The 19,572-nt window shown below is 64.6% G+C and carries 16 protein-coding genes; 10 read left to right on the top strand and 6 right to left on the bottom strand.

Features of this window, described 5'->3' with window-relative positions:
- Positions 1-13: 13 nt before the first annotated feature.
- The 3 genes from BMW89_RS31550 to BMW89_RS31560 are packed head-to-tail and all read left to right on the top strand — an operon-like array spanning position 14 to position 2,429.
- Positions 14-676 carry a DUF1007 family protein gene (locus tag BMW89_RS31550; protein WP_502686410.1) on the top strand — a complete coding sequence of 221 codons (663 nt, stop codon included), beginning with the start codon at positions 14-16 and terminating at the stop codon, positions 674-676.
- Positions 677-699: 23 nt separating this feature from the next.
- A complete protein-coding gene (locus tag BMW89_RS31555) occupies positions 700-1,332 on the top strand; it encodes a DUF1007 family protein (protein ID WP_092033642.1) in 633 nt (210 codons plus the stop codon).
- Entirely contained in the window at positions 1,329-2,429 is a 1,101-nt protein-coding gene (locus BMW89_RS31560; RefSeq protein WP_177196458.1) for a nickel/cobalt transporter, read from the top strand. Before BMW89_RS31555 ends, BMW89_RS31560 begins: the two co-directional genes overlap by 4 nt.
- 40 nt (positions 2,430-2,469) lie before the next feature.
- Here the strand turns inward: BMW89_RS31560 and BMW89_RS31565 are convergent, their stop codons facing one another.
- Positions 2,470-2,868, bottom strand: a complete 399-nt coding sequence (locus BMW89_RS31565) for an MAPEG family protein (protein ID WP_092033647.1) — start codon at positions 2,866-2,868, stop codon at positions 2,470-2,472.
- 81 nt (positions 2,869-2,949) lie between these two features.
- Between BMW89_RS31565 and hemH the strand changes: the two genes are divergently transcribed.
- The 4 genes from hemH (at position 2,950) to BMW89_RS31585 (ending at position 6,663) form a co-directional block, all read left to right on the top strand.
- Entirely contained in the window at positions 2,950-3,987 is a 1,038-nt protein-coding gene (gene hemH, locus BMW89_RS31570; protein ID WP_092033650.1) for a ferrochelatase, read from the top strand.
- Between the two features lie 10 nt (positions 3,988-3,997).
- Positions 3,998-4,957 (top strand): ABC transporter substrate-binding protein, encoded by a 960-nt coding sequence (locus BMW89_RS31575; protein ID WP_092033653.1) that lies wholly within the window; start codon positions 3,998-4,000, stop codon positions 4,955-4,957.
- Between the two features lie 230 nt (positions 4,958-5,187).
- The gene (locus BMW89_RS31580) at positions 5,188-6,186 is read left to right on the top strand and encodes an SPFH domain-containing protein (protein WP_092033656.1); all 999 of its coding nucleotides are present in this window, start codon (positions 5,188-5,190) and stop codon (positions 6,184-6,186) included.
- A 33-nt stretch (positions 6,187-6,219) separates the two neighbouring features.
- Positions 6,220-6,663: an NfeD family protein gene (locus BMW89_RS31585; RefSeq protein ID WP_092033660.1), complete on the top strand. Its 444-nt coding sequence runs from the start codon at positions 6,220-6,222 to the stop codon at positions 6,661-6,663.
- Between the two features lie 181 nt (positions 6,664-6,844).
- Here BMW89_RS31585 and BMW89_RS31590 read toward each other — a convergent pair whose 3' ends face one another.
- Positions 6,845-7,165 (bottom strand): winged helix-turn-helix transcriptional regulator, encoded by a 321-nt coding sequence (locus tag BMW89_RS31590; RefSeq protein WP_092033690.1) that lies wholly within the window; start codon positions 7,163-7,165, stop codon positions 6,845-6,847.
- A 72-nt stretch (positions 7,166-7,237) separates the two neighbouring features.
- Here BMW89_RS31590 and BMW89_RS31595 point away from each other — a divergent pair, with 72 nt between their 5' ends.
- Positions 7,238-7,792 (top strand): carboxymuconolactone decarboxylase family protein, encoded by a 555-nt coding sequence (locus BMW89_RS31595; RefSeq protein WP_092033693.1) that lies wholly within the window; start codon positions 7,238-7,240, stop codon positions 7,790-7,792.
- 108 nt (positions 7,793-7,900) lie between these two features.
- On the opposite strand, the gene BMW89_RS31600 is transcribed toward BMW89_RS31595, so the two are convergent.
- Positions 7,901-8,908: a KpsF/GutQ family sugar-phosphate isomerase gene (locus BMW89_RS31600; protein ID WP_177196459.1), complete on the bottom strand. Its 1,008-nt coding sequence runs from the start codon at positions 8,906-8,908 to the stop codon at positions 7,901-7,903.
- A 194-nt stretch (positions 8,909-9,102) separates the two neighbouring features.
- Here BMW89_RS31600 and BMW89_RS31605 point away from each other — a divergent pair, with 194 nt between their 5' ends.
- Entirely contained in the window at positions 9,103-10,857 is a 1,755-nt protein-coding gene (locus BMW89_RS31605; protein WP_092033699.1) for an outer membrane beta-barrel protein, read from the top strand.
- Positions 10,858-11,051: 194 nt separating this feature from the next.
- Here the strand turns inward: BMW89_RS31605 and BMW89_RS31610 are convergent, their stop codons facing one another.
- Together BMW89_RS31610 and gltB are read right to left on the bottom strand one after the other, a co-directional pair.
- On the bottom strand, positions 11,052-12,503 hold the full coding sequence (locus tag BMW89_RS31610; RefSeq protein WP_092033702.1) for a glutamate synthase subunit beta: 1,452 nt from the start codon (positions 12,501-12,503) through the stop codon (positions 11,052-11,054).
- Positions 12,504-12,658: 155 nt separating this feature from the next.
- Positions 12,659-17,392, bottom strand: a complete 4,734-nt coding sequence (gltB, locus tag BMW89_RS31615) for a glutamate synthase large subunit (protein WP_092033706.1) — start codon at positions 17,390-17,392, stop codon at positions 12,659-12,661.
- A 490-nt stretch (positions 17,393-17,882) separates the two neighbouring features.
- Between gltB and BMW89_RS31620 the strand changes: the two genes are divergently transcribed.
- A complete protein-coding gene (locus BMW89_RS31620; RefSeq protein WP_092033761.1) occupies positions 17,883-18,647 on the top strand; it encodes a hypothetical protein in 765 nt (254 codons plus the stop codon).
- Between the two features lie 63 nt (positions 18,648-18,710).
- On the opposite strand, the gene BMW89_RS31625 is transcribed toward BMW89_RS31620, so the two are convergent.
- Positions 18,711-19,481 carry an alpha/beta fold hydrolase gene (locus BMW89_RS31625; protein ID WP_092033710.1) on the bottom strand — a complete coding sequence of 257 codons (771 nt, stop codon included), beginning with the start codon at positions 19,479-19,481 and terminating at the stop codon, positions 18,711-18,713.
- Positions 19,482-19,572: the final 91 nt, after the last annotated feature.

Raw genomic sequence — 19,572 nt, forward strand, 5'->3', positions numbered from 1 at the left:
GGGGATGGGCACGATGCGCCGCCTGTTCGGATGGCTGCTCGCCGCCGCAATGATGCTCGCATCAGGCGCGGCGAGCGCCCATCCGCATGTCTGGATTACCGCGACGAGCGAGCTACTTTACGCCGAGGACGGCTCGATCACCGGCGTGCGCCACGCCTGGACTTTCGACGGCGCGTTCTCGGCCAACGCAGTGCAGGGACTACAGCGGAAGACGGATGGCGCGTACTCCCGCGAGGAGCTGGCGCCTTTGGCGCAGGCTCAGGTCGAGTCATTGAAGCAAGGCGCTTACTTCACCTCCTTGAAAACGGACGGAGCTTTCTTGGAGGTAAACGGCAAAGTCCGGTTCGCAGAGCCGATCGATTACTTCTACGACTACAAGGACGATCATCTCACTCTGCATTTTACGCTGCCGCTGAAGGCGCCTGTGAAGTCCAAGGCTGTCTTGTTGGAGATCTATGATCGTACGTTTTTCATAGATTTCCAGCTGGCAAAGGACCATCCGGTCAAGCTGGTTGGCGCTCCAGCCGGCTGCGAGGTGCGGCTACTGCCGTCGATGGGCAACGAACGCGACCGCAAAATGGCACAGGAAGCGAGCGAGGAATCCTTCAAAGAGGGTGGCGCAAACGTCGCTGTCGGTCTGTTGTTTGACAACAAGATTTCGGTGAGCTGCTCATGATCTTGCCAGTTCGGATACACTCAATGCGCAGCCTGTTCGGTCTGCTGCTCGCCGCCGCAATGACGCTCGCGGCGGGCGCGGCGCGCGCGCATCCGCATGTCTGGATCACCGCGACCAGCGAATTGCTCTACGCCGAGGACGGCTCGATTACCGGCGTTCGCCACGCCTGGACCTTCGACGACATGTTCTCGGCCTATGCGGTGCAGGGGCTCGAGAGCAAAAAGAAGGGCGCCTACACCCGCGAGGAGCTGGGGCCGCTGGCGCAGACCAATGTCGAGTCGCTGAAGGAATATGCCTACTTCACCTTTGCGCGAGCCGACGGCAAGAAGGAGCGCTTTAACGAGCCGGTCGACTATTATCTCGACTACAAGGACACGGTGCTGACCTTGCACTTCACCTTGCCACTGAAGACGCCGCTGAAGCCCAAGCAACTGATGCTGGAAGTGTTCGACCGCTCCTTCTTCATCGACTTCCAGATGGCCAAGGACAACCCGGTGAAGCTGGTCGGCGCGCCTGCCGGCTGCCAGATGAAGCTTGATCGGCCCAGCGATGGCACGGCGACCGCGCAGAAGCTCAACGAGCAGACTTTCATGGATGGCCCGAACGCCAACTTTGGCATGATGTTCGCCAACAAGATCACGGTGGATTGCCCTTGAAGCCGCAACTCTCCCCGCTCGCACGTGGGATCCTCGCCTGCACGGCCGTTCTCCTCGTCGTCGGCGCGACTGACGCCGCGCTCCACGATCTCCTCGCGCAAAATCCCTTTGGCGCGCCGCGCCCTGCGCAGGCGGCCGAGCCCGAGGCCGGCGGCTTCATCGGCTGGCTCTTGGCAAAGCAGTCGGAATTCTATCGCCAGATGTCGTCGACCATCCGCGCCGCGAAGACCGACGGCTCGGCGGTGTGGACGCTGCTGTTCATCTCGTTTGCCTATGGCATCTTCCACGCCGCCGGCCCCGGCCACGGCAAGGCGGTGATCGCCTCCTATCTCGTCGCCAACCGCGAGACGGCGCGGCGCGGCATCGCACTGTCGTTCGCCTCGGCGCTGATGCAGTCGCTGGTCGCGATCCTGATCGTCGGTATCTCGGCCTGGGTGCTGAATGCCACCGCCAGGACCATGTGCAAGGCGGAAGGCGCGATTGAGATCGCGAGCTACGGACTGATCGCGCTGTTCGGTTTGCGGCTGGTCTGGGTCAAGGGCCGCACCTTCATCCGCGCGCTCCAGGCGGCCCAGCCGGTGCCGGCGATCGCGGGCGTGCCGCACGACCATGATCACGGCCATCACCATCATCACGATGCCCATGATCATCATGACCACGATCACGGGCACGCCCATCATCACGGCGGTCACGACCACGTTCATGACGAGCATTGCGGCCATTCCCATGGCCCCACGCCGAGCGAGCTCGCCGGCCCCGGCGGCTGGCGGCGCGGTTTCGGCGCGATCCTGACCGTCGGCATCCGCCCCTGCTCGGGCGCGATCCTGGTGCTGGTGTTCGCGCTGGCCCAGGGCTTGTTCTGGGCCGGCATCGCCGCGACCCTCCTGATGGGGCTCGGTACCGCGATCACGGTCGCAGCCATCGCGATCATCGCCGTCTCCGCCAAGGACATCGCCAGCCGCCTCAGCGCCGGGCGCGACGGCGGCGGCGCTCTCTTCATGCGCGGCATCGAATTCGGCGCCGCCGCCCTCGTGCTGCTGTTCGGCGCCGGCCTGTTGTTCGGCTACATCGCGGCTGAGCGGACGACGTGCTTTTGAAGTAGATGCCGCGCCTACCTTCCAGGGGAGGGTAAGAAATTCACACCGGCAGAAACCGCTTCAGCATCGGCATGAAGAAGATCCCGAGATTGATCGCAAAGCCGATGCTGAAGAGGATCGAGCGCAGCGTCGGGCGGTTGCCGAGATAGGTCAGCACGTAGGCGATCCGCACGATCAGGAACAGCACGGCGAGTTCGTCGATCAGCCGCTGGGGCGCCTCCCGGAATTCGGCGAGCAGCACCGCGAAGGCGAAGAACGGAAACGTCTCGATGCCGTTCTGGTGGGCGCCGAGCGCGCGCTGTGCGATGGCGTCTTCGTAGAAAGCCGGATCGCGCGGGCGTGAATTGTCGAATCCGCGAAACCTGATCCATTTGATTGCGACGATCGTAGACAAGTAAAGCAGCAGCGTTCCAAGAACGCACCATTCCGCGAGTGTCATCAGCCCCTCCCGCTTGGGTGCGACCCTAGCGATTCCGGCCTCATCTTGACAAGTTCGGACCAACGCGCGACCCACAGAGCCATGACCAACGTCGTCCCCATCGAGGCCGCCAAACCGGCCGTCCAACCCGCCCCGAAGCGCGTCGGCGTGCTTCTGGTCAATCTCGGCACGCCCGATACGGCCGATGCGCCGGGCGTGCGCGTCTACCTCAAGGAGTTCCTGTCCGACGCCCGCGTCATCGAGGACCAGGGCCTGATCTGGAAAGTGGTGCTGAACGGCATCATCCTGCGCACCCGGCCCCGCGCCAAGGCGCGCGACTATCTGAAGATCTGGAACACCGAGAAGAACGAGTCGCCGCTTAAGACCATCACGCGCGCCCAGAGCGACAAGCTCGCCGCCGCGCTGTCGGACCGCGACCATGTCGTGGTGGACTGGGCGATGCGCTACGGCAATCCCTCAATCAGATCGGGCATCGACGCGCTGATCGCGAAGGGGTGCGACCGCATCCTCGCCGTCCCCCTCTACCCGCAATATTCCGCCCCGACCTCGGCCACCGTCTGCGACGAAGTGTTCCGCGTGCTCGCCCGCCTGCGCAACCAGCCGACGCTGCGGGTGACGCCGCCTTATTACGAGGACGAGGCCTATATCGAGGCGCTCGCCGTCTCGATCGAGACGCATCTGGCCACACTGTCCTTCAAGCCGGAGCTGATCGTCGCGTCCTTCCACGGCATGCCGAAAACCTACGTCGAGAAGGGCGATCCCTATCAAGGCCAGTGCGTTGCCACCACCGAGGCCCTGCGCCGCCGACTCGGCATGGACGAGACGAAATTGCTGCTGACCTTCCAGTCCCGCTTCGGATTCGACGAGTGGCTGCAGCCCTACACCGACAAGACGATGGAGCGGCTCGCCAAAGAAGGCGTGCGCCGCATCGCGGTGGTGACGCCGGGCTTCTCCGCCGACTGCCTGGAGACGCTGGAAGAGATCGCGCAGGAGAACGCCGAGATTTTCGAGCACAATGGCGGCGAAGACTTTTCCGCGATCCCCTGTCTCAACGACAGCGAACCCGGCATGGATGTGATCCGGACGCTGGTGTTGCGCGAGCTTCAGGGCTGGATCTGATGAGCCCCCCATGAACCGCCGCGAATGTCTGGCGCTTCTTGGGATGATCGCCGCGCTGCCGGCCCCGGTGCTCGCGCAGCAGCCAACACGCCGCCTCGGCGTGCTTTCGGTCACCGCCGATGATGTGATTGGACAAGCTCGCCTCGCCGAGGCGCTTGCCGCCGATGGCTGGAAGGAGCGGGACAATATCAAGATCGACTGGCGCAGTGGTGGCGGGGATCGTGCCCCCATCGCCCGGTTTGCGGACGAACTGATCGCGCTCAAACCCGATGTCCTGCTCGCGATCGGTACGCCGTCGGTCGAGGAACTGCGCCAGCGCACCACGACGATCCCGATCGTGTTCGCCGTCGTCACCGATCCCGTCAGCCAGGGCTTTGTCAAAAACCTCGCGCATCCCGGCGGCAACATCACCGGCTTCACCGATTATGACGGCCCGCTCGCCGGCAAATGGCTGGAGATGCTGACGCAGGTCACACCAAAATTGTCCCGCGTCCTCATCGTCTATAATCCCGCCACCGCGCCGTTCGCGCCGCTGATGCTGCGCACCATCGAGGACGCCGCGCGCACCCTTCACGTGACGGCCGAACCCGCGCCGGTGCATGACGCCGCCTCGATTGCGGCGCTGGCCTCGCGGAAAGACGGCGGCCTGCTAATCCTGCCGGACTTCTTCACCATGGCCAATCGCGCGCATCTGCTTGCGGCGATCAGTGAGGCGCGCGTGCCCGCAATGTTCTGGAGCCGCACCTTCGTCGAGGAGGGCGGGCTGATGTCCTACAGCACCGACAGTGCGGAGCAGCTTCGCCGCGCCGCCAACTACATCGATCGTATCCTGAAGGGCGCACGGCCAGCCGACCTGCCGGTCCAGAACCCCACCAAATTCGAGCTCGCGGTCAACCTGAAGACGGCCAAGGCGCTTGGCGTCACGCTTTCCCCGGGCCTGCTCGCAATCGCGAACGAGGTGATCGAATAGGGGCGCCGGTGGCGGACGGCATGTCCGGATTCGTTAACTTTCGCCGCTAGGTCTGCGGCCCCGTGCTTTCAAGGCCCTCTCGCAAATACATAATCGTGACCGTTCCCTCTCCGCACGTCTTGTGCAGAATCGCGCCAATGCCGACGTGAGTCGCGACCGCTGAACCGGTAAGGTGGCGATCCCGACCAATGACAGCGCGGGCAAGGGCTTTTTCCCGCCTTGGAGGAAATATGAGCGGTTTCGACATTTTCGCGATTGTTCTGGTTTTGCTCGTCATCGTCACGCTGATTGCCGGCGTGAAGACGGTGCCGCAGGGCTATGACTGGACCATCGAGCGGTTCGGCAAGTACACCCAGACACTGAGCCCGGGGCTCAATTTGATCGTGCCCTATTTCGATCGCGTCGGGCGCAAGATCAACATGATGGAGCAGGTGATCAACATTCCCGAGCAGGAGGTGATCACCAAGGACAACGCCACCGTGACAGTGGACGGCGTCGCCTTCTTCCAGGTGTTTGACGCGGCCAAGGCGAGCTACGAGGTCGCCAATCTCGAGCAGGCGATCATCGTGCTGACCATGACCAACATCCGCTCGGTGATGGGCTCGATGGATCTCGACCAGGTGCTGTCGCACCGTGACGAGATCAACGAGCGCCTGCTGCGCGTGGTCGATGCCGCGGTCTCGCCGTGGGGTCTCAAGGTCAACCGCATCGAGATCAAGGACATCGTGCCGCCCGCCGATCTCGTCGAGGCCATGGGCCGGCAGATGAAGGCCGAACGCGTCAAGCGCGCCGACATCCTGCAAGCCGAAGGTGCGCGCCAGTCCGAGATCCTGCGCGCTGAAGGTGCCAAGCAGGGGCAGATCCTTCAGGCGGAAGGTCGCCGCGAGGCCGCCTTCCGCGACGCGGAAGCGCGCGAGCGGTCGGCGGAAGCCGAGGCCAAGGCGACGCAAATGGTCAGCGAGGCGATCGCCAAGGGTGACGTGGCTGCGCTGAACTACTTCATCGCCGACAAATACATCAAGGCGTTTGGCCAGTTCGCGGATGCACCGAACCAGAAAGTCATCATGCTGCCGATGGAGGCCATGAGCTTGCTGGGCTCGCTCGCCGGCATCGGCGAGATCGCCAAGGCGACGTTCGGCGAAAGCGCCGCATCCGCTTCAGCCGCCGCCCGCCGCAGCGGCTCGGTGCCGTCGTCGAGCCCCACGCCGCCGGCAGTGCCACCGCGGTAATGAGGGCATGCGCCACTTCAAAGAGGTCGTGTCATGACCGACATGTTCGTTACGCTCGGCACCTGGAACTGGCTGATCTTCGGCTTCATCCTGATGGCGCTGGAGGTACTGGCGCCGGGCGTCTTCCTGTTCTGGCTCGGGCTTGCCGCGCTGCTGGTCGGCCTGATCTCGTTCGCTGTCGCCATATCCTGGCAGATCCAGCTTGTGATGTTCGCGATCTTCGCGGCAGCCGCCGTGCCGGTGTGGCGCCGCCTCGCCCGGCCGAATCCGGACGCGAGCGCCAGCCCCTTCCTCAACAAGCGCACCGAAGCGCTGTTAGGGCGCGAGTTCACGCTGGAGAAGCCGATCATCGACGGCAACGGCACCGTGCGCATCGGCGACACGGTTTGGCGCGTGGCAGGTCCTGATACGCCGGCGGGGACGCGGGTGAAGGTGGTGCAAGTGGACGGTGTGAATCTGACGGTGGCGGCAGCGTAGTTTCTTACCCTCTCCCCTTGTGGGAGAGGGTGGCTCGTCGCAAAGCGACGAGACGGGTGAGGGGTCTGTCTCCTCACATGCTGATCTGAACTTGTTGAGGCAAACCCCTCATCCGGCGCTTCGCGCCACCTTCTCCCACAAGGGGAGAAGGGAGATCAGTGTGCGCGGTTGGCTCTGAAGCTCACTTCTTCCACCTCTCCGCAAACCGGTGCAGCGGCATGAACGTCGCGCACAGATCGCGCCCCAGCGCCGTCAGTCCGTAGCCTCCACCATCGCCCAGCTCCACGAACCCGGCCTCGCGCAGCTCCGTCAGCCGCGCTTGCAGCACCGTCGGTGAGGCATCGTCGCAAGCGGTGCGTAAGCCGCGGGAGGTGAGGGGGGCGTCACGCAATTCCCACAGGATGCGCAGGCTCCAGCGGCGGCCGAGCAAATCGAGCAGCGCCATGACCGGCCGTCCGGTGCGCGAGCCGCGGACCTTCCCTGATGCTGCCTGTTTCGCCATCGTCGCCCTCTTGCGTATTGCTACAAATAATGTAGCGTACTGCTACGATAAATGTAGCAACGGAGACGGTCCGTGTCTCAGGCCATGCCGCGCATCGCCCCGCTCGATCAGCCTTATCCCCCGGAGATCCAGCAACAATTCGACCGCATCATGCGCGGCGCGCCGCCGCTGGTGCTGTTCCGGGTGATGGCGGGCCATACGCGCGCCTGGGACAAGTTCCGCGCCGGCGGGTTGCTCGATCCGGGTCCACTCTCATTGCGCCAGCGCGAGATCGTCATCGATCGCACCTGCGCTCTCAACACATGCGAATATGAATGGGGCGTGCATGTCGCGATTTTTGCCGGGCCGGCGAAACTCACGGAGGAAGAGGTGCGTGCGACCGTGCAGGGCGACGCGACGTCAGTCTGCTGGTCGCCGGCGGAGCAGGCGCTGATCGCAGCGGTCGACGCGCTGCACGCCCGCGCGACGCTCGATGACGCCGAGTTCGCCGCGCTCTCGGCGCATCACGACGAGGCGCAGATTTTGGAGGTCATGCTGCTGTGCGGCTTCTATCGCACGGTGTCGTATCTGGCGAACGGGCTGCGGCTGCCTCTGGAGGAGAACGCGGCGCGGTTTCCGACCGTCTAACCGCCGTCATTGCGAGGAGCCCTTGCGACGAACCAATCCAGACTGCCACCGCGGAGGCACTCTGGATTGCTTCGCTGCGCTCGCAATGACGGTGGAGAGAGCGTGGGCCTACGCCACGCCCGCCCGCAGCAGATCGTGCAGGTGCACGATACCCACCACCTTGTCCGCCTCGGTCACCACCAGCGTCGTGATCTTGCGCGTGTTCAGCACCTCGATCATCTCGGTCGCCATCATCGAGGGGGGCACGGTTTTGGGCTGCCTGGTCATGATGTCGTCGACCGACACCGTCAGCAGATCGGGCCGCATGTGGCGGCGCAGATCGCCGTCGGTGATGATGCCTGCGACCCCGCCGGAATCGTCGACGATGCAGACGCAGCCCAGCCCCTTGGCCGACATCTCCATCACCGCGTCCGACATTTTTGTGCCGAGCGGCTTGAGCGGAATCTCCGCGCCGGTGCGCATGTAGTCGCGGACGAATTTCAGCATCGCGCCCAGCTTGCCGCCAGGGTGGAAATGCGCGAACTCCAGCGCGGTAAAGCCGCGGCCTTCGAGCAGTGCGATCGCGATGGCATCGCCGATCGCGGCCTGCATCATCGTCGACGTCGTCGGCGCCAGATTGTGCGGGCAGGCCTCGCGCGCCTTCGGCAGCTCGAGCACGATGTCGGCAGCTTGTCCGAGCGAAGACGCCGCGTTCGACGTCACGGCGATCATCGGGATCGCAAACCGCGCCGAATAATTCACCAGTGTCTTCATCTCCGGCTGCTCGCCGGACCACGACAGCGCCATGATGACGTCGTCGGTGGTGATCATGCCGAGGTCGCCATGGGCAGCTTCCGCGGTGTGGACGAAGAAGGCCGGCGTGCCGGTCGAAGCCAGCGTCGCCGCGATCTTGCGCGCCATGTGGCCTGACTTGCCGAGCCCGGTGACGATGACACGGCCCTTTGCCTGACGGATCAGGTCCACGGCTTTCGCGAAGGTCTCGCCGAGCGGGCCGCGCAGCGCCGCGGCAAGCGCGTTGATGCCGCCGCTCTCCGTCTCCAGCGTGCGGAGCGCGGATTCGACGCTATCGGGGATGGGGCCGGATGATTGGGTCATCAGCGGTTTCGAACTCGGCATGTTTAGGTCCAGGAGGAGAGGGGCGCTCGCCCGTTGGCGCCTGCTTAGCACGCTCCAGCGGGCGAGGCGACGAGAGCTCCCAAAACCCTCAACCGGTCATTAACCATAATTGTTTTAACTCCATTAACGATGGTTCCCGCCGGCCGGCGGGGGCGATCGCGGAAGCGTTTGATTTCGTTGGAGTTTATTACATCGTGGGGTCGTCTCCAGGCACGGGCCGGAGCAAACGCGCGCAGTTTCTGCGCGCCGCCTTGCCGTGTCTCGTCCCCTGCCTCGCGCTGACCGTCCTCGGAAGCACTCCGGTGGCTGCCCAGAGCCTCACGCCCGACCTGTTCAATCCCAACCGCGGCGGCTTTGCCTCGCCCGAGACGCTGCCGACGCGCCGCACGGCGGGCGTGCCGCAGGCGCCCTCGGACGCGCTGCCGGCGCTGCCCGATCCCAATGCCGATCCGCGCAAGAGCCGGGAGGCGCCGGCCCCCTCACGCATCGGTCAGGTCCCGACCTATGGCCTGCCCGCCGCCAATGGCGCCAGCGGCTCCGGCTACGACTCGCTGAACCGCAAGCGGCAGCAGCCAAAACTCTATCCCGGCCAGCCGAAACCGAAGCGCCCGCTTGGCCCCGGCTCGCCCGTGCCTCCCGCCGCCCAGGATAGGACTCTCGGCCCGCCGCGCATCGCGCCGCCGCCATCCGAGACCGCGCATAAGACACCGGTGCCGCCGGCGATGGCCGGCAACGTGCCCGGCCAGCCGCTGCGCCGCCGCCTCAAGGTCGATGACGATTCGTTCGGCGCGGTCGGCGATTACGCCGGCAGTTTTCTGATCAAGGGCGGGCTCGAGCTCTCGACCGGCTACGACACCAATCCGGCACGTCTGCAAAAGCCGATCGGCTCGCCGGTCTATGTCGTGGCGCCCGACCTCCTCGTGCAGTCCGACTGGGAGCGCCACGCGCTGGTCGCCGATCTGCGCGGCTCGTTTTCGGGCTACACCACCAACATGCCGGCGACGATCGACGGTTTTGCCTCGCCCTCGCCGGTCGAGATCAATCGCCCCGATTTCACCGGCCATGTCGACGGCCGCCTCGACGTCGACCGCGATCTCAAGCTGACCTCGCAGCTGCGCCTGCGGCTCGCCACCGACAATCCCGGCAGCCCGAACGTGCAAGCCGGCCTGCAAAAATATCCGATCTATGCCAGCTATGGCGGCACCTTCGGCTTCGACCAGACGTTCAATCGTTTCCAGGTCGCCGCCGGCGCCACCGTGGACCGCACCGCCTATACGGATTCAAAGCTCACCGACGGCACGACCTTTGGTAACACCGACCGCGACTTCAACCAGTATGGCGGCGTCGGGCGCTTCTCCTATGAGCTGAAGCCCGGGCTGAAACCTTTCGTCGAGGTCCAGGGCGACACCCGAATCCACGACCAGGCCGCCGACCGCAACGGCTATCTCCGCGATTCAAACGGCGGCTATGCCAAAATCGGCTCGTCCTTTGAGTTCTCGCGCATCCTCACCGGCGAAGTCTCGGTCGGCTATTCCGCGCGCAGCTATACCGACCCGCGCCTCAGCCAGCTCGCGGGCTTCCTCACCTCGGGCTCGCTAATCTGGAACGCGAGCGGCCTCACCACGGTGAAATTCGCTACCGACACGCAGATCGCCGAAACCACCATCCCCGGCTCCTCCGGCGTGCTGGTGCACACTTACGGCGTCGAAGTCGATCACGACTTCCGCCGCTGGCTGACGGCCGTGGGCAAGTTCACCTACGGCACCTACGACTACCAGAACCAGGGCCGCAACGACAAAACCTACTCGCTCGAAGGCAATCTGATCTACAAGCTCAACCGCAACATCTGGATCAAGGGCACGCTGCGGCATGACATCCTGGATTCGAACCAGGCGGGGTCGAGTTCGCAGGGGACGGTGGTGATGCTGGGGGTGAGGTTGCAGAATTGAGGGCTGAGGGCGCGTTCGTGTGGATGCGACTTTAGCTGCGCTCTCACCACTCACACCGCTGTCGTGCCCCGCGAAGGCGGGGCATCCAGTACGCCGCAGCCTATCGGTTCTATCACCACCGCTGGTGGAATACTGGATCGCCCGCTTTCGCGGGCGATGACAGTCGTGTTTGTCGCGGTCGGATCGCGCCAATCTCAGCGCGGCAGATCCGTCTTTCCCATCAGGAACGTATCGATCGACCTCGCACACAGCCGGCCTTCGCGGATCGCCCACACCACCAGCGATTGTCCACGCCGCATGTCGCCGGCGGAGAACACGTTCGGCCGCGAGGTCTGGTAGTCGAGCGTATTGGCCTTGACGTTGCCGCGCGGGTCGAGCTCGACCGAGAGCAGCTTGAGCAGGCCTTCGTGCACGGGATGCACGAAACCCATCGCGAGCAGGACGAGGTCGGCGTCGAGCTCGAACTCGCTGCCGGCGATCGGCTTGAACTTGTCGTCGACGCGGACGCAATGCAGCTTCTTCACTTGGCCGTTCTCGCCGGTGAATTTTTGCGTCAGCACGGCGAATTCGCGGACCGCGCCTTCGGCCTGGCTCGACGATGTCCGCATCTTCAGCGGCCAGTTCGGCCAGGTCAGGCCCTTGTTCTCGTGCTCGGGCGGAGCGGGCATGATCTCGAGCTGGGTCACGGACAGCGCGCCCTGGCGCGTCGAGGTGCCGATGCAGTCGGAGCCGGTGTCGCCGCCGCCGATGACCACGACATGCTTGCCACCTGCCAAAATCTCCTGGACGCCGTTCAGCGGCTCGCTGGAGACGCGGCGATTCTGCTGCGGCAGGAAGTCCATGGCGTAGTGGATGCCTGAAAACTCGCGGCCGGGGATCGGCAGGTCGCGCGGGGCTTCCGCGCCGCCGGTCAGTGCCACCGCGTCGTATTCGTTGAGCATCTCGCGCGGATCGACATTGCCGTCAGCGCCGACATGGCTGTTGTAGTGGAAGGTGACGCCTTCGCCTTCCATCTGCGTGATGCGGCGGTCGATGACGCCCTTTTCCATCTTGAAGTCGGGAATACCATAACGCAGCAGGCCGCCGGCCTTGGCGAACTTCTCGAACAGGTGCACGTCATGGCCGGCGCGCGCGAGCTGCTGGGCGCAGGCCATGCCGGCCGGGCCGGAGCCGACCACGGCGACCTTCTTGCCGGTCTTGACGGAGGCGATTTCAGGCTTCAGCCAGCCATTGTCCCAGGCGCGGTCGACGATCGCGCATTCGATGGTCTTGATGGTGACGGGGTTGTCGTCGATGTTGAGCGTGCAGGATGCTTCGCACGGCGCGGGGCAGATGCGTCCGGTGAACTCCGGGAAATTGTTGGTCGAGTGCAAATTGCGCGAGGCTTCTTCCCAGTTGCCCTGATAGACGAGGTCGTTGAAGTCGGGGATCTGGTTGTTGACCGGGCAGCCCGGCGTGCCCGGCGTCACCGAGCCGGTGCCGTGGCAATAGGGAATGCCGCAATTCATGCAGCGTGCGGCCTGGTCGCGCGTTTCCTTCTCGGTCAAGGGAACGACGAACTCGTTGTAATGCTTCACGCGCTCGGCGACCGGGGTGTACTTGCGGTCATGCCGTTCGATTTCGAGAAAACCCGTGATCTTGCCCATTAAACCCGAAGTCCCTGCCGCTTGGTCGTTGTTCTCTCACCCCTCATCCTGAGGAGCGGCGCGCTCTTCGCGCCGCGTCTCGAAGGATGAAGGCCCCGCTGGTTGTCTCATGGTTCGAGACGCGCTTCGCGCTCCTCACCATGAGGCATTCTTAGCTACGCCCCGATCGCGATTTTCGGCTCGGCGTCCGCGTTGGCGACCATTTCGCGCAGCGCGCGCCGGTACTCGACCGGCATCACCTTGCGGAATTTGGGCAGCCAGTCCTTCCAATTGGCAAGGATGTCGGCGGCGCGCTTGGAGCCGGTCGCTTTCGCGTGACGCGAGATCAGGACGTGCAGCCGCTCGACGTCGGACGAGAGCAGGTTCTTGAACACATCGACCCGGCCGTGCGCCTCGAGGTCACCGGAATGGTGATAGGTGCCGGCATTGATCAGCTCTTCCGACAGCACCGGCTCGAGCTCGACCATCGCCATGTTGCACAGCTTGTCGAAGTCGCCGCTCTCGTCGAGCACATAGGCGATGCCGCCGGACATGCCGGCCGCGAAGTTGCGCCCGGTCTTGCCGAGCACGACCACGATGCCGCCGGTCATGTATTCGCAGCAATGATCGCCCGCGCCTTCGACCACGGCGACCGCGCCCGAATTGCGCACAGCGAAACGCTCGCCGGCGATGCCGCGGAAGTAACACTCGCCATCGGTCGCGCCGTACATCACGGTGTTGCCGACGATGATGCTCTCTTCGGGCACGATGGCAGAGTTCTTCGGCGGCTTGACGATGATCTTGCCGCCAGAGAGGCCCTTGCCGACATAGTCGTTGGCTTCACCCTCGAGCTCGAAAGTGACGCCATGTGCGAGCCAGGCGCCGAAAGCCTGGCCGGCAGTGCCCTTGAGGCTGACCTGGATGGTGTCATTCGGCAGGCCGGCATTGCCGTAGATCTTGGCGATCGCACCGGACAGCATCGCGCCGGCGGAACGGTTGGTGCTGTTGATATTGGCGTCGATCTTTACCGGCGCCCCACGGTCGAGCGCGGGCTGCGCCTTCTCGATCAGCGTGCGGTCGAGCACCGCCTCCAGATGATGGTTCTGGCGCTCGGAGTGATAGATCTTCTGGCCCTTCTCTTCCTTCTGCTTGACGAACAGCTTCGAGAAATCGAGGCCCTTGGCCTTCCAGTGCGCGACCAGCCTGGTCTGGTCGAGCAGCTGAACCTGGCCAACCATCTCGTTGAAGGTGCGGAAGCCGAGCGAGGCCATGATCTCGCGGACTTCTTCCGCAACGAAGAAGAAGTAGTTGATCACGTGCTCGGGCTGGCCGGTGAAGCGCTTGCGCAGGACGGGGTCCTGCGTGGCGACGCCGACCGGGCAGGTGTTGAGATGGCACTTGCGCATCATGATGCAGCCGGCCGCGATCAGCGGCGCAGTGGCGAAGCCGAACTCGTCGGCACCCAAGAGTGCGCCGATCACGACGTCACGGCCGGTGCGGAAACCGCCATCGACCTGGACCACGATGCGGCTGCGCAGCCGCTCGCGCACCAGCGTCTGGTGGGTTTCGGCAAGGCCGATTTCCCACGGAGAGCCGGCATGCTTGATCGAAGTCAGCGGCGAAGCACCGGTACCGCCCTCGAAGCCCGCGATGGTGACATGGTCCGCGCGCGCCTTGGCGACGCCCGCGGCGACCGTGCCGACGCCGATCTCGGAGACCAGCTTGACCGAGACGTCGCCCGCCGGGTTGACGTTCTTCAGGTCGTAGATCAGCTGCGCGAGATCTTCGATCGAGTAGATGTCGTGGTGCGGCGGCGGCGAGATCAGGCCGACGCCCGGCGTCGAGTGGCGAACCTTGGCAATGGTCGCGTCGACCTTGTGGCCGGGCAATTGGCCGCCTTCACCGGGCTTTGCACCCTGCGCCATCTTGATCTGCATCATGTCGGAGTTGACGAGATACTCCGTGGTGACGCCGAAGCGGCCGGAAGCAACCTGCTTGATCGCCGAGCGCATGCTGTCGCCGTTCGGCAGCGGCTTGAAGCGGTCGGATTCCTCGCCGCCTTCGCCGGTGTTCGACTTGCCGCCGATCCGGTTCATGGCGATCGCGAGCGTGGTGTGCGCCTCGCGCGAGATCGAGCCGAAGCTCATCGCGCCGGTGGCAAAACGCCTGACGATGTCCTTGGCCGACTCGACCTGGTCGATCGGGATGGGCTTGCGCTTGTCTTCGTCCGCGTTCTTGATCCGGAACAGGCCGCGCAGCGTCAGCAGGCGCTCCGATTGCTCGTTGAGGATCTTTGCGAAGGCGCGGTAGCGGTCCAGCGAATTGCCGCGGGCGGCATGCTGCAGCAGCCCGACCGATTCCGCGGTCCATGCATGGTCCTCGCCGCGGCTGCGATAGGCATATTCGCCGCCGACATCGAGCGAGGTCTTGTAGACCAGCGAATCGCCGAACGCGTCGGCGTGGCGGCGCACCGCTTCTTCCGCGATCTCGGCGAGACCGACGCCCTCGACGCGGGTGTGCGTGCCGGCGAAGAACTTTCCGACGAATTCCGCCCTGAGGCCGATGGCGTCAAAGATCTGCGCGCCGCAATAGGACTGGTAGGTCGAGATGCCCATCTTGGACATCACCTTGAGAAGGCCCTTGCCGATCGACTTGATGTAGCGCTTGACGATCTCGTAATCGTCGAGCGAGCCGGGCAGGCGGTCCTTCATCGCGATGATGGTTTCGAACGCCAGATAAGGATTGATCGCTTCGGCGCCGTAGCCGGCCAGGCAGGCGAAGTGATGCACTTCGCGCGGTTCGCCGGATTCGACGACGAGACCGACCGAGGTGCGCAAGCCGGTGCGGATCAGATGATGATGCACGGCGGCGCAAGCCAGCAGCGACGGGATCGGCACGCGGTCCGAGCCGACCATGCGATCGGACAGGATGATGATGTTGACGCCTTCGCGCACCGCGCTTTCCGCGCGCGCACAGAGCTCGTCGAGCACCTGGTCCATGCCGGCAGCACCAAGACCGGCGTGGAAAGTCGTGTCCAGCGTGCGCGACTTGAAGTGCGACTCGGCGACCTCCGAGATCGAGCGGATCTTTTCGAGGTCCGCGTCGGTCAGGATCGGCTGGCGCGCTTCGAGGCGCTTGGTGGTGGCGAGGCCCTGCAGGTCGAACAGGTTTGGCCGCGGTCCGATGATGGAGACGAGGCTCATCACCAGCTCCTCGCGGATCGGGTCGATCGGCGGGTTGGTGACCTGCGCGAAGTTCTGCTTGAAGTAGGTGAACAGCGGCTTGGCCTTGTCCGACAGCGCCGAGATCGGCGTGTCGTTGCCCATCGATCCCGCGGCTTCCTCACCCGTGGCCGCCATCGGCGTCATCAGGATGGTGATGTCTTCCTGGCTGTAGCCGAACGCCTGCTGGCGATCGAGCAGCGACAAATTGGAGCGCACGCCTGTCGTCGGCACCTTCGGCAGCTCTTCCAGCACGATCTGGGTCCGCTCCAGCCACTCCTTGTAGGGATGGCTCCTGGCAAGCTCGGCCTTGATCTCGTCGTCGGGAATGAGACGGCCCTGTTCGAGGTCGACCAGCAGCATCTTGCCGGGCTGCAAGCGCCACTTGGTGATGATCTGGTCCTCGGGGATCGTCAGCACGCCCATTTCGGACGCCATCACGATGCGGTCGTCCTTGGTGACGAGATAGCGCGCCGGCCGCAAGCCGTTGCGGTCGAGCGTGGCGCCGATCTGGCGGCCGTCGGTGAAGGCGATCGCGGCGGGGCCGTCCCACGGCTCCATCAGCGCGGCGTGATATTCGTAGAAGGCGCGGCGCTTCTCATCCATCAGCGGATTGCCGGCCCACGCCTCCGGAATCATCATCATGACCGCGTGCGGCAGCGAGTAGCCGCCCTGCACCAGGAATTCGAGCGCGTTGTCGAAGCAGGCGGTGTCCGACTGTCCCTCATAAGAGATCGGCCAGAGCCGGTTGATGTCCTTGCCGTAGAGATCCGAGCTGAGGGAGGCCTGGCGTGCCGCCATCCAGTTGGTGTTGCCGCGCAGCGTGTTGATCTCGCCGTTATGCGCAATCATGCGGTAGGGATGCGCCAGCGACCAGGCCGGAAAGGTGTTGGTCGAGAAGCGCTGATGCACCAGCGCCAGCGCGCTCTCGAAGTCGGCTTCGTGTAAATCGGGATAGTACTTGCCGAGCTGGTCGGCGAGGAACATGCCCTTGTAGATCACGGTCCGGCAGGACATCGAGCAGGGGTAATAGCCCGCAAGCCCGCGGTCGCGACGCTGATAGATCGCCTGCGAGATCGACTTGCGCAGGATATAAAGCCGGCGCTCGAATTCGTCCTCGGTCTTGGCAGTGCCGTTGCGGCCGATGAACACCTGCATGCAGGCGGGCTCGGTCGGCTTCACGGTGACGCCGAGCGAGGAGTTGTCGGTCGGCACGTCGCGCCAGCCGAGCAGGGTCAGGCCCTCTTCCTTGATCTGGTCGGCGATGATGCTCTTGATGACGTTGCGCCAGGCCGTGTCGCGCGGCATGAACAGCGCGCCGATGGCGTATTCGCCGGGCGCCGGCAGCGCGAAGCCGAGCTCTGTGGCCTTGCGGCCGAAGAAGGCGTGCGGGATCTGCAACAGAATGCCGGCGCCGTCGCCGGCGCGCGGGTCGGCGCCGACGGCGCCGCGATGCTCGAGGTTGCAGAGGATGTTGAGCGCGTCGGCGACGATCTCATGGGACTTCTTGCCCTTGATGTTGGCGATGAAGCCGACGCCGCAGGAATCTTTTTCGAGGGCAGGGTCGTACATGCCTACGGCCGGCGGACGCGAATTGTGTTCCTGAATCGGATCAGTCGTTTTCGAGGCGACGGTCGCCGACAGCTCTTCTGCCACGATGTTTGCGCGCTCGAATTGCGACCCGTTCATTGTTCCAATCCTCTCCTGCAGCAAGCTGCCTCACCGCTATCTTCGGCGCACCTTGGGCGTTCCGCGGCACCCGCCTCTGGGTCACCGCTCGTCCGCTGCGAGCCGCATTTTCTTAAATTCAGGCCTAGGCGTTCTTCGTCCCCGAGAACGGCTTTGCCTGTTGCCTTCGTGGCGCTCGAAAGCACCGACTTTCGTTGCAATCCCTATGCCGGAACTGCAAGCAAAATTGAGACAGTCTTCCTGTCCTAACCATCACCTTGCCAAATTTTTGTCTATCACACAAGCGTGCGGAAGTCCCGATTCCCGATATGTCAATCAATCGCTTTCCGAAAGTTGCGCGGCCCCGGTTTTGAAGCAAACGCGCCCTGATCCGGCCCTGTAGACGCCGAAATCCCGAATGAAGCTTCGGATCGCCCCTTCGAAAGGCGCGCCACGCCGCAAGAAGCGAAAGAGCGCGAAGCAGTCGGGGCCTGACAGGAGCGTCTCGACCATGAAGTTTTTCACAGGATGTGTGGCCGCCGCCGCGCTGGCGCTGGCTGCGACTGCCGCTCAGGCACAAGTTCCAGCGAGCGGTATCGCTGGCGGGGCGATGACCGCGGTGTCGGATTTCGACGGACCCTATGAGCCGCCGGAGGCCGCCCCGCCACGACCGCCGCGTTACGGTTATGGCCAAGGCTACGGTTATGGCTACGAGGAACGCGGCCCGGCCCCGGCGCTGTTGCCGTCGACCGAGGTCTACGCGGTGTTGCGCGAAAACGGTTTTTCGCCGCTCGGCATCCCGCGCCTGCGCGGCAGCGTCTACACCATCGCGGTGATCGACCGCCGCGGCGATGACGGCCGGCTGGTGATCGATGCCCGCGACGGCAGAATTTTGAGCTTCATGCCGGCGCGCGATGCCTATGGCATGGCGCCCGCCTATGAGGAGCGCGCGGTTGCACCTTACGGGCCGCAAAGCGCGCTGCCGCCGACCATGGTCCGCAGCGGCCCGCCGCGCCCGCCGGCCCTGATCCCGCATGTCGCCAGCCGGACTGTGCCATTGCCGAAGGCAGCGCCTCAACGCGCCGAGACGCCGGTTGCCGCCGCGAAGCCGGCCGATCCTGCGCCACAGCAGGCTCAAGCACCGCAGCCCGCGCAGCAGACCGCTGCCGTGCAGGCCAAGCCCGCCGAGGCCGCCGCGCCAACCGTCGGCCAAGCCAAGCCGACAGCGACGATCCTGCCGACCCAGGACATGCCGGCGGCGCAGGGGCTGGACTAGATCTGCGCAAAACAAAAAGCGCCCGAGAATCTCGGACGCTTTTCTTGGTCAGGCGATCGCCGCTCAGCTTCGCGGATATCCCGCCGCTTCCAGGATCAGATTCGCCACCTCCTTGGGATGCGACACCAGCGAGAGGTGGCCGGCATCGAGCTCGATGGTGGTGGCGTTCATGCGCTTGGCGAGGAAGCGCTCGAAATCGGGATTGATGGTGTCGTCGTTCTTCGACACCGCGTACCAGCTCGGCTTGGAGTGCCATGCAGCCTCAGTGGTACGGCCGGCGAAGATCGAGGCCGCCGTCGGCCATTGCACGGCGTAGAGCTCCCTGGCCCGCTCCGGCTTCACGCCGTTGGCGAAATACTTCAGGAAGGCGTCTTCCGACAGTTTTGTGGTGCCGTCGCGCTCGACAATGCCGGCGCGCACGGGCCCTGTCGGAAATTGCTTCGATAGCGCCACAAAGTCCTCATTCGCATCGGGGGCGCGTGCGGCGACATAGACGAGGCCGGTGACCTTCGGGTCGTTGCCGACCTGGCTGATCACGGTGCCGCCCCAGGAATGCGCGACCAGCACGGTCGGTCCGTCCTGCTCGGCCAGCGCGCGCCTGGTTGCATCGACGGAGTCCGCAAGCGAGGACAGCGGATTCTGCACGGCCGTGACGTGAAGGCCGGCGGCCTGGAGGATCGGGATCACCTCGGACCAGCTCGAGCCATCGGCCCAGGCGCCATGTACCAGCACGACGTTCGTCGCCTTCACCGTCTGCGGGGTCTGCGCGTGAGCAAGGCTGAGCGGGGCTGCCAAGAGGCTCGCGGCGACGAAAAGGCTGCGCCAGAAAGTCATGATCGTTCTCCGTCTTGTTTTGGGTGCGATATCCAAAGGACGGAGCGCGAGGCGGCGGCGTTACGTATTCTCACCGTTCTGTGATGCGGTG

Source organism: Bradyrhizobium sp. OK095, from assembly GCF_900109945.1.
Taxonomy (GTDB): Bacteria; Pseudomonadota; Alphaproteobacteria; order Rhizobiales; family Xanthobacteraceae; genus Bradyrhizobium.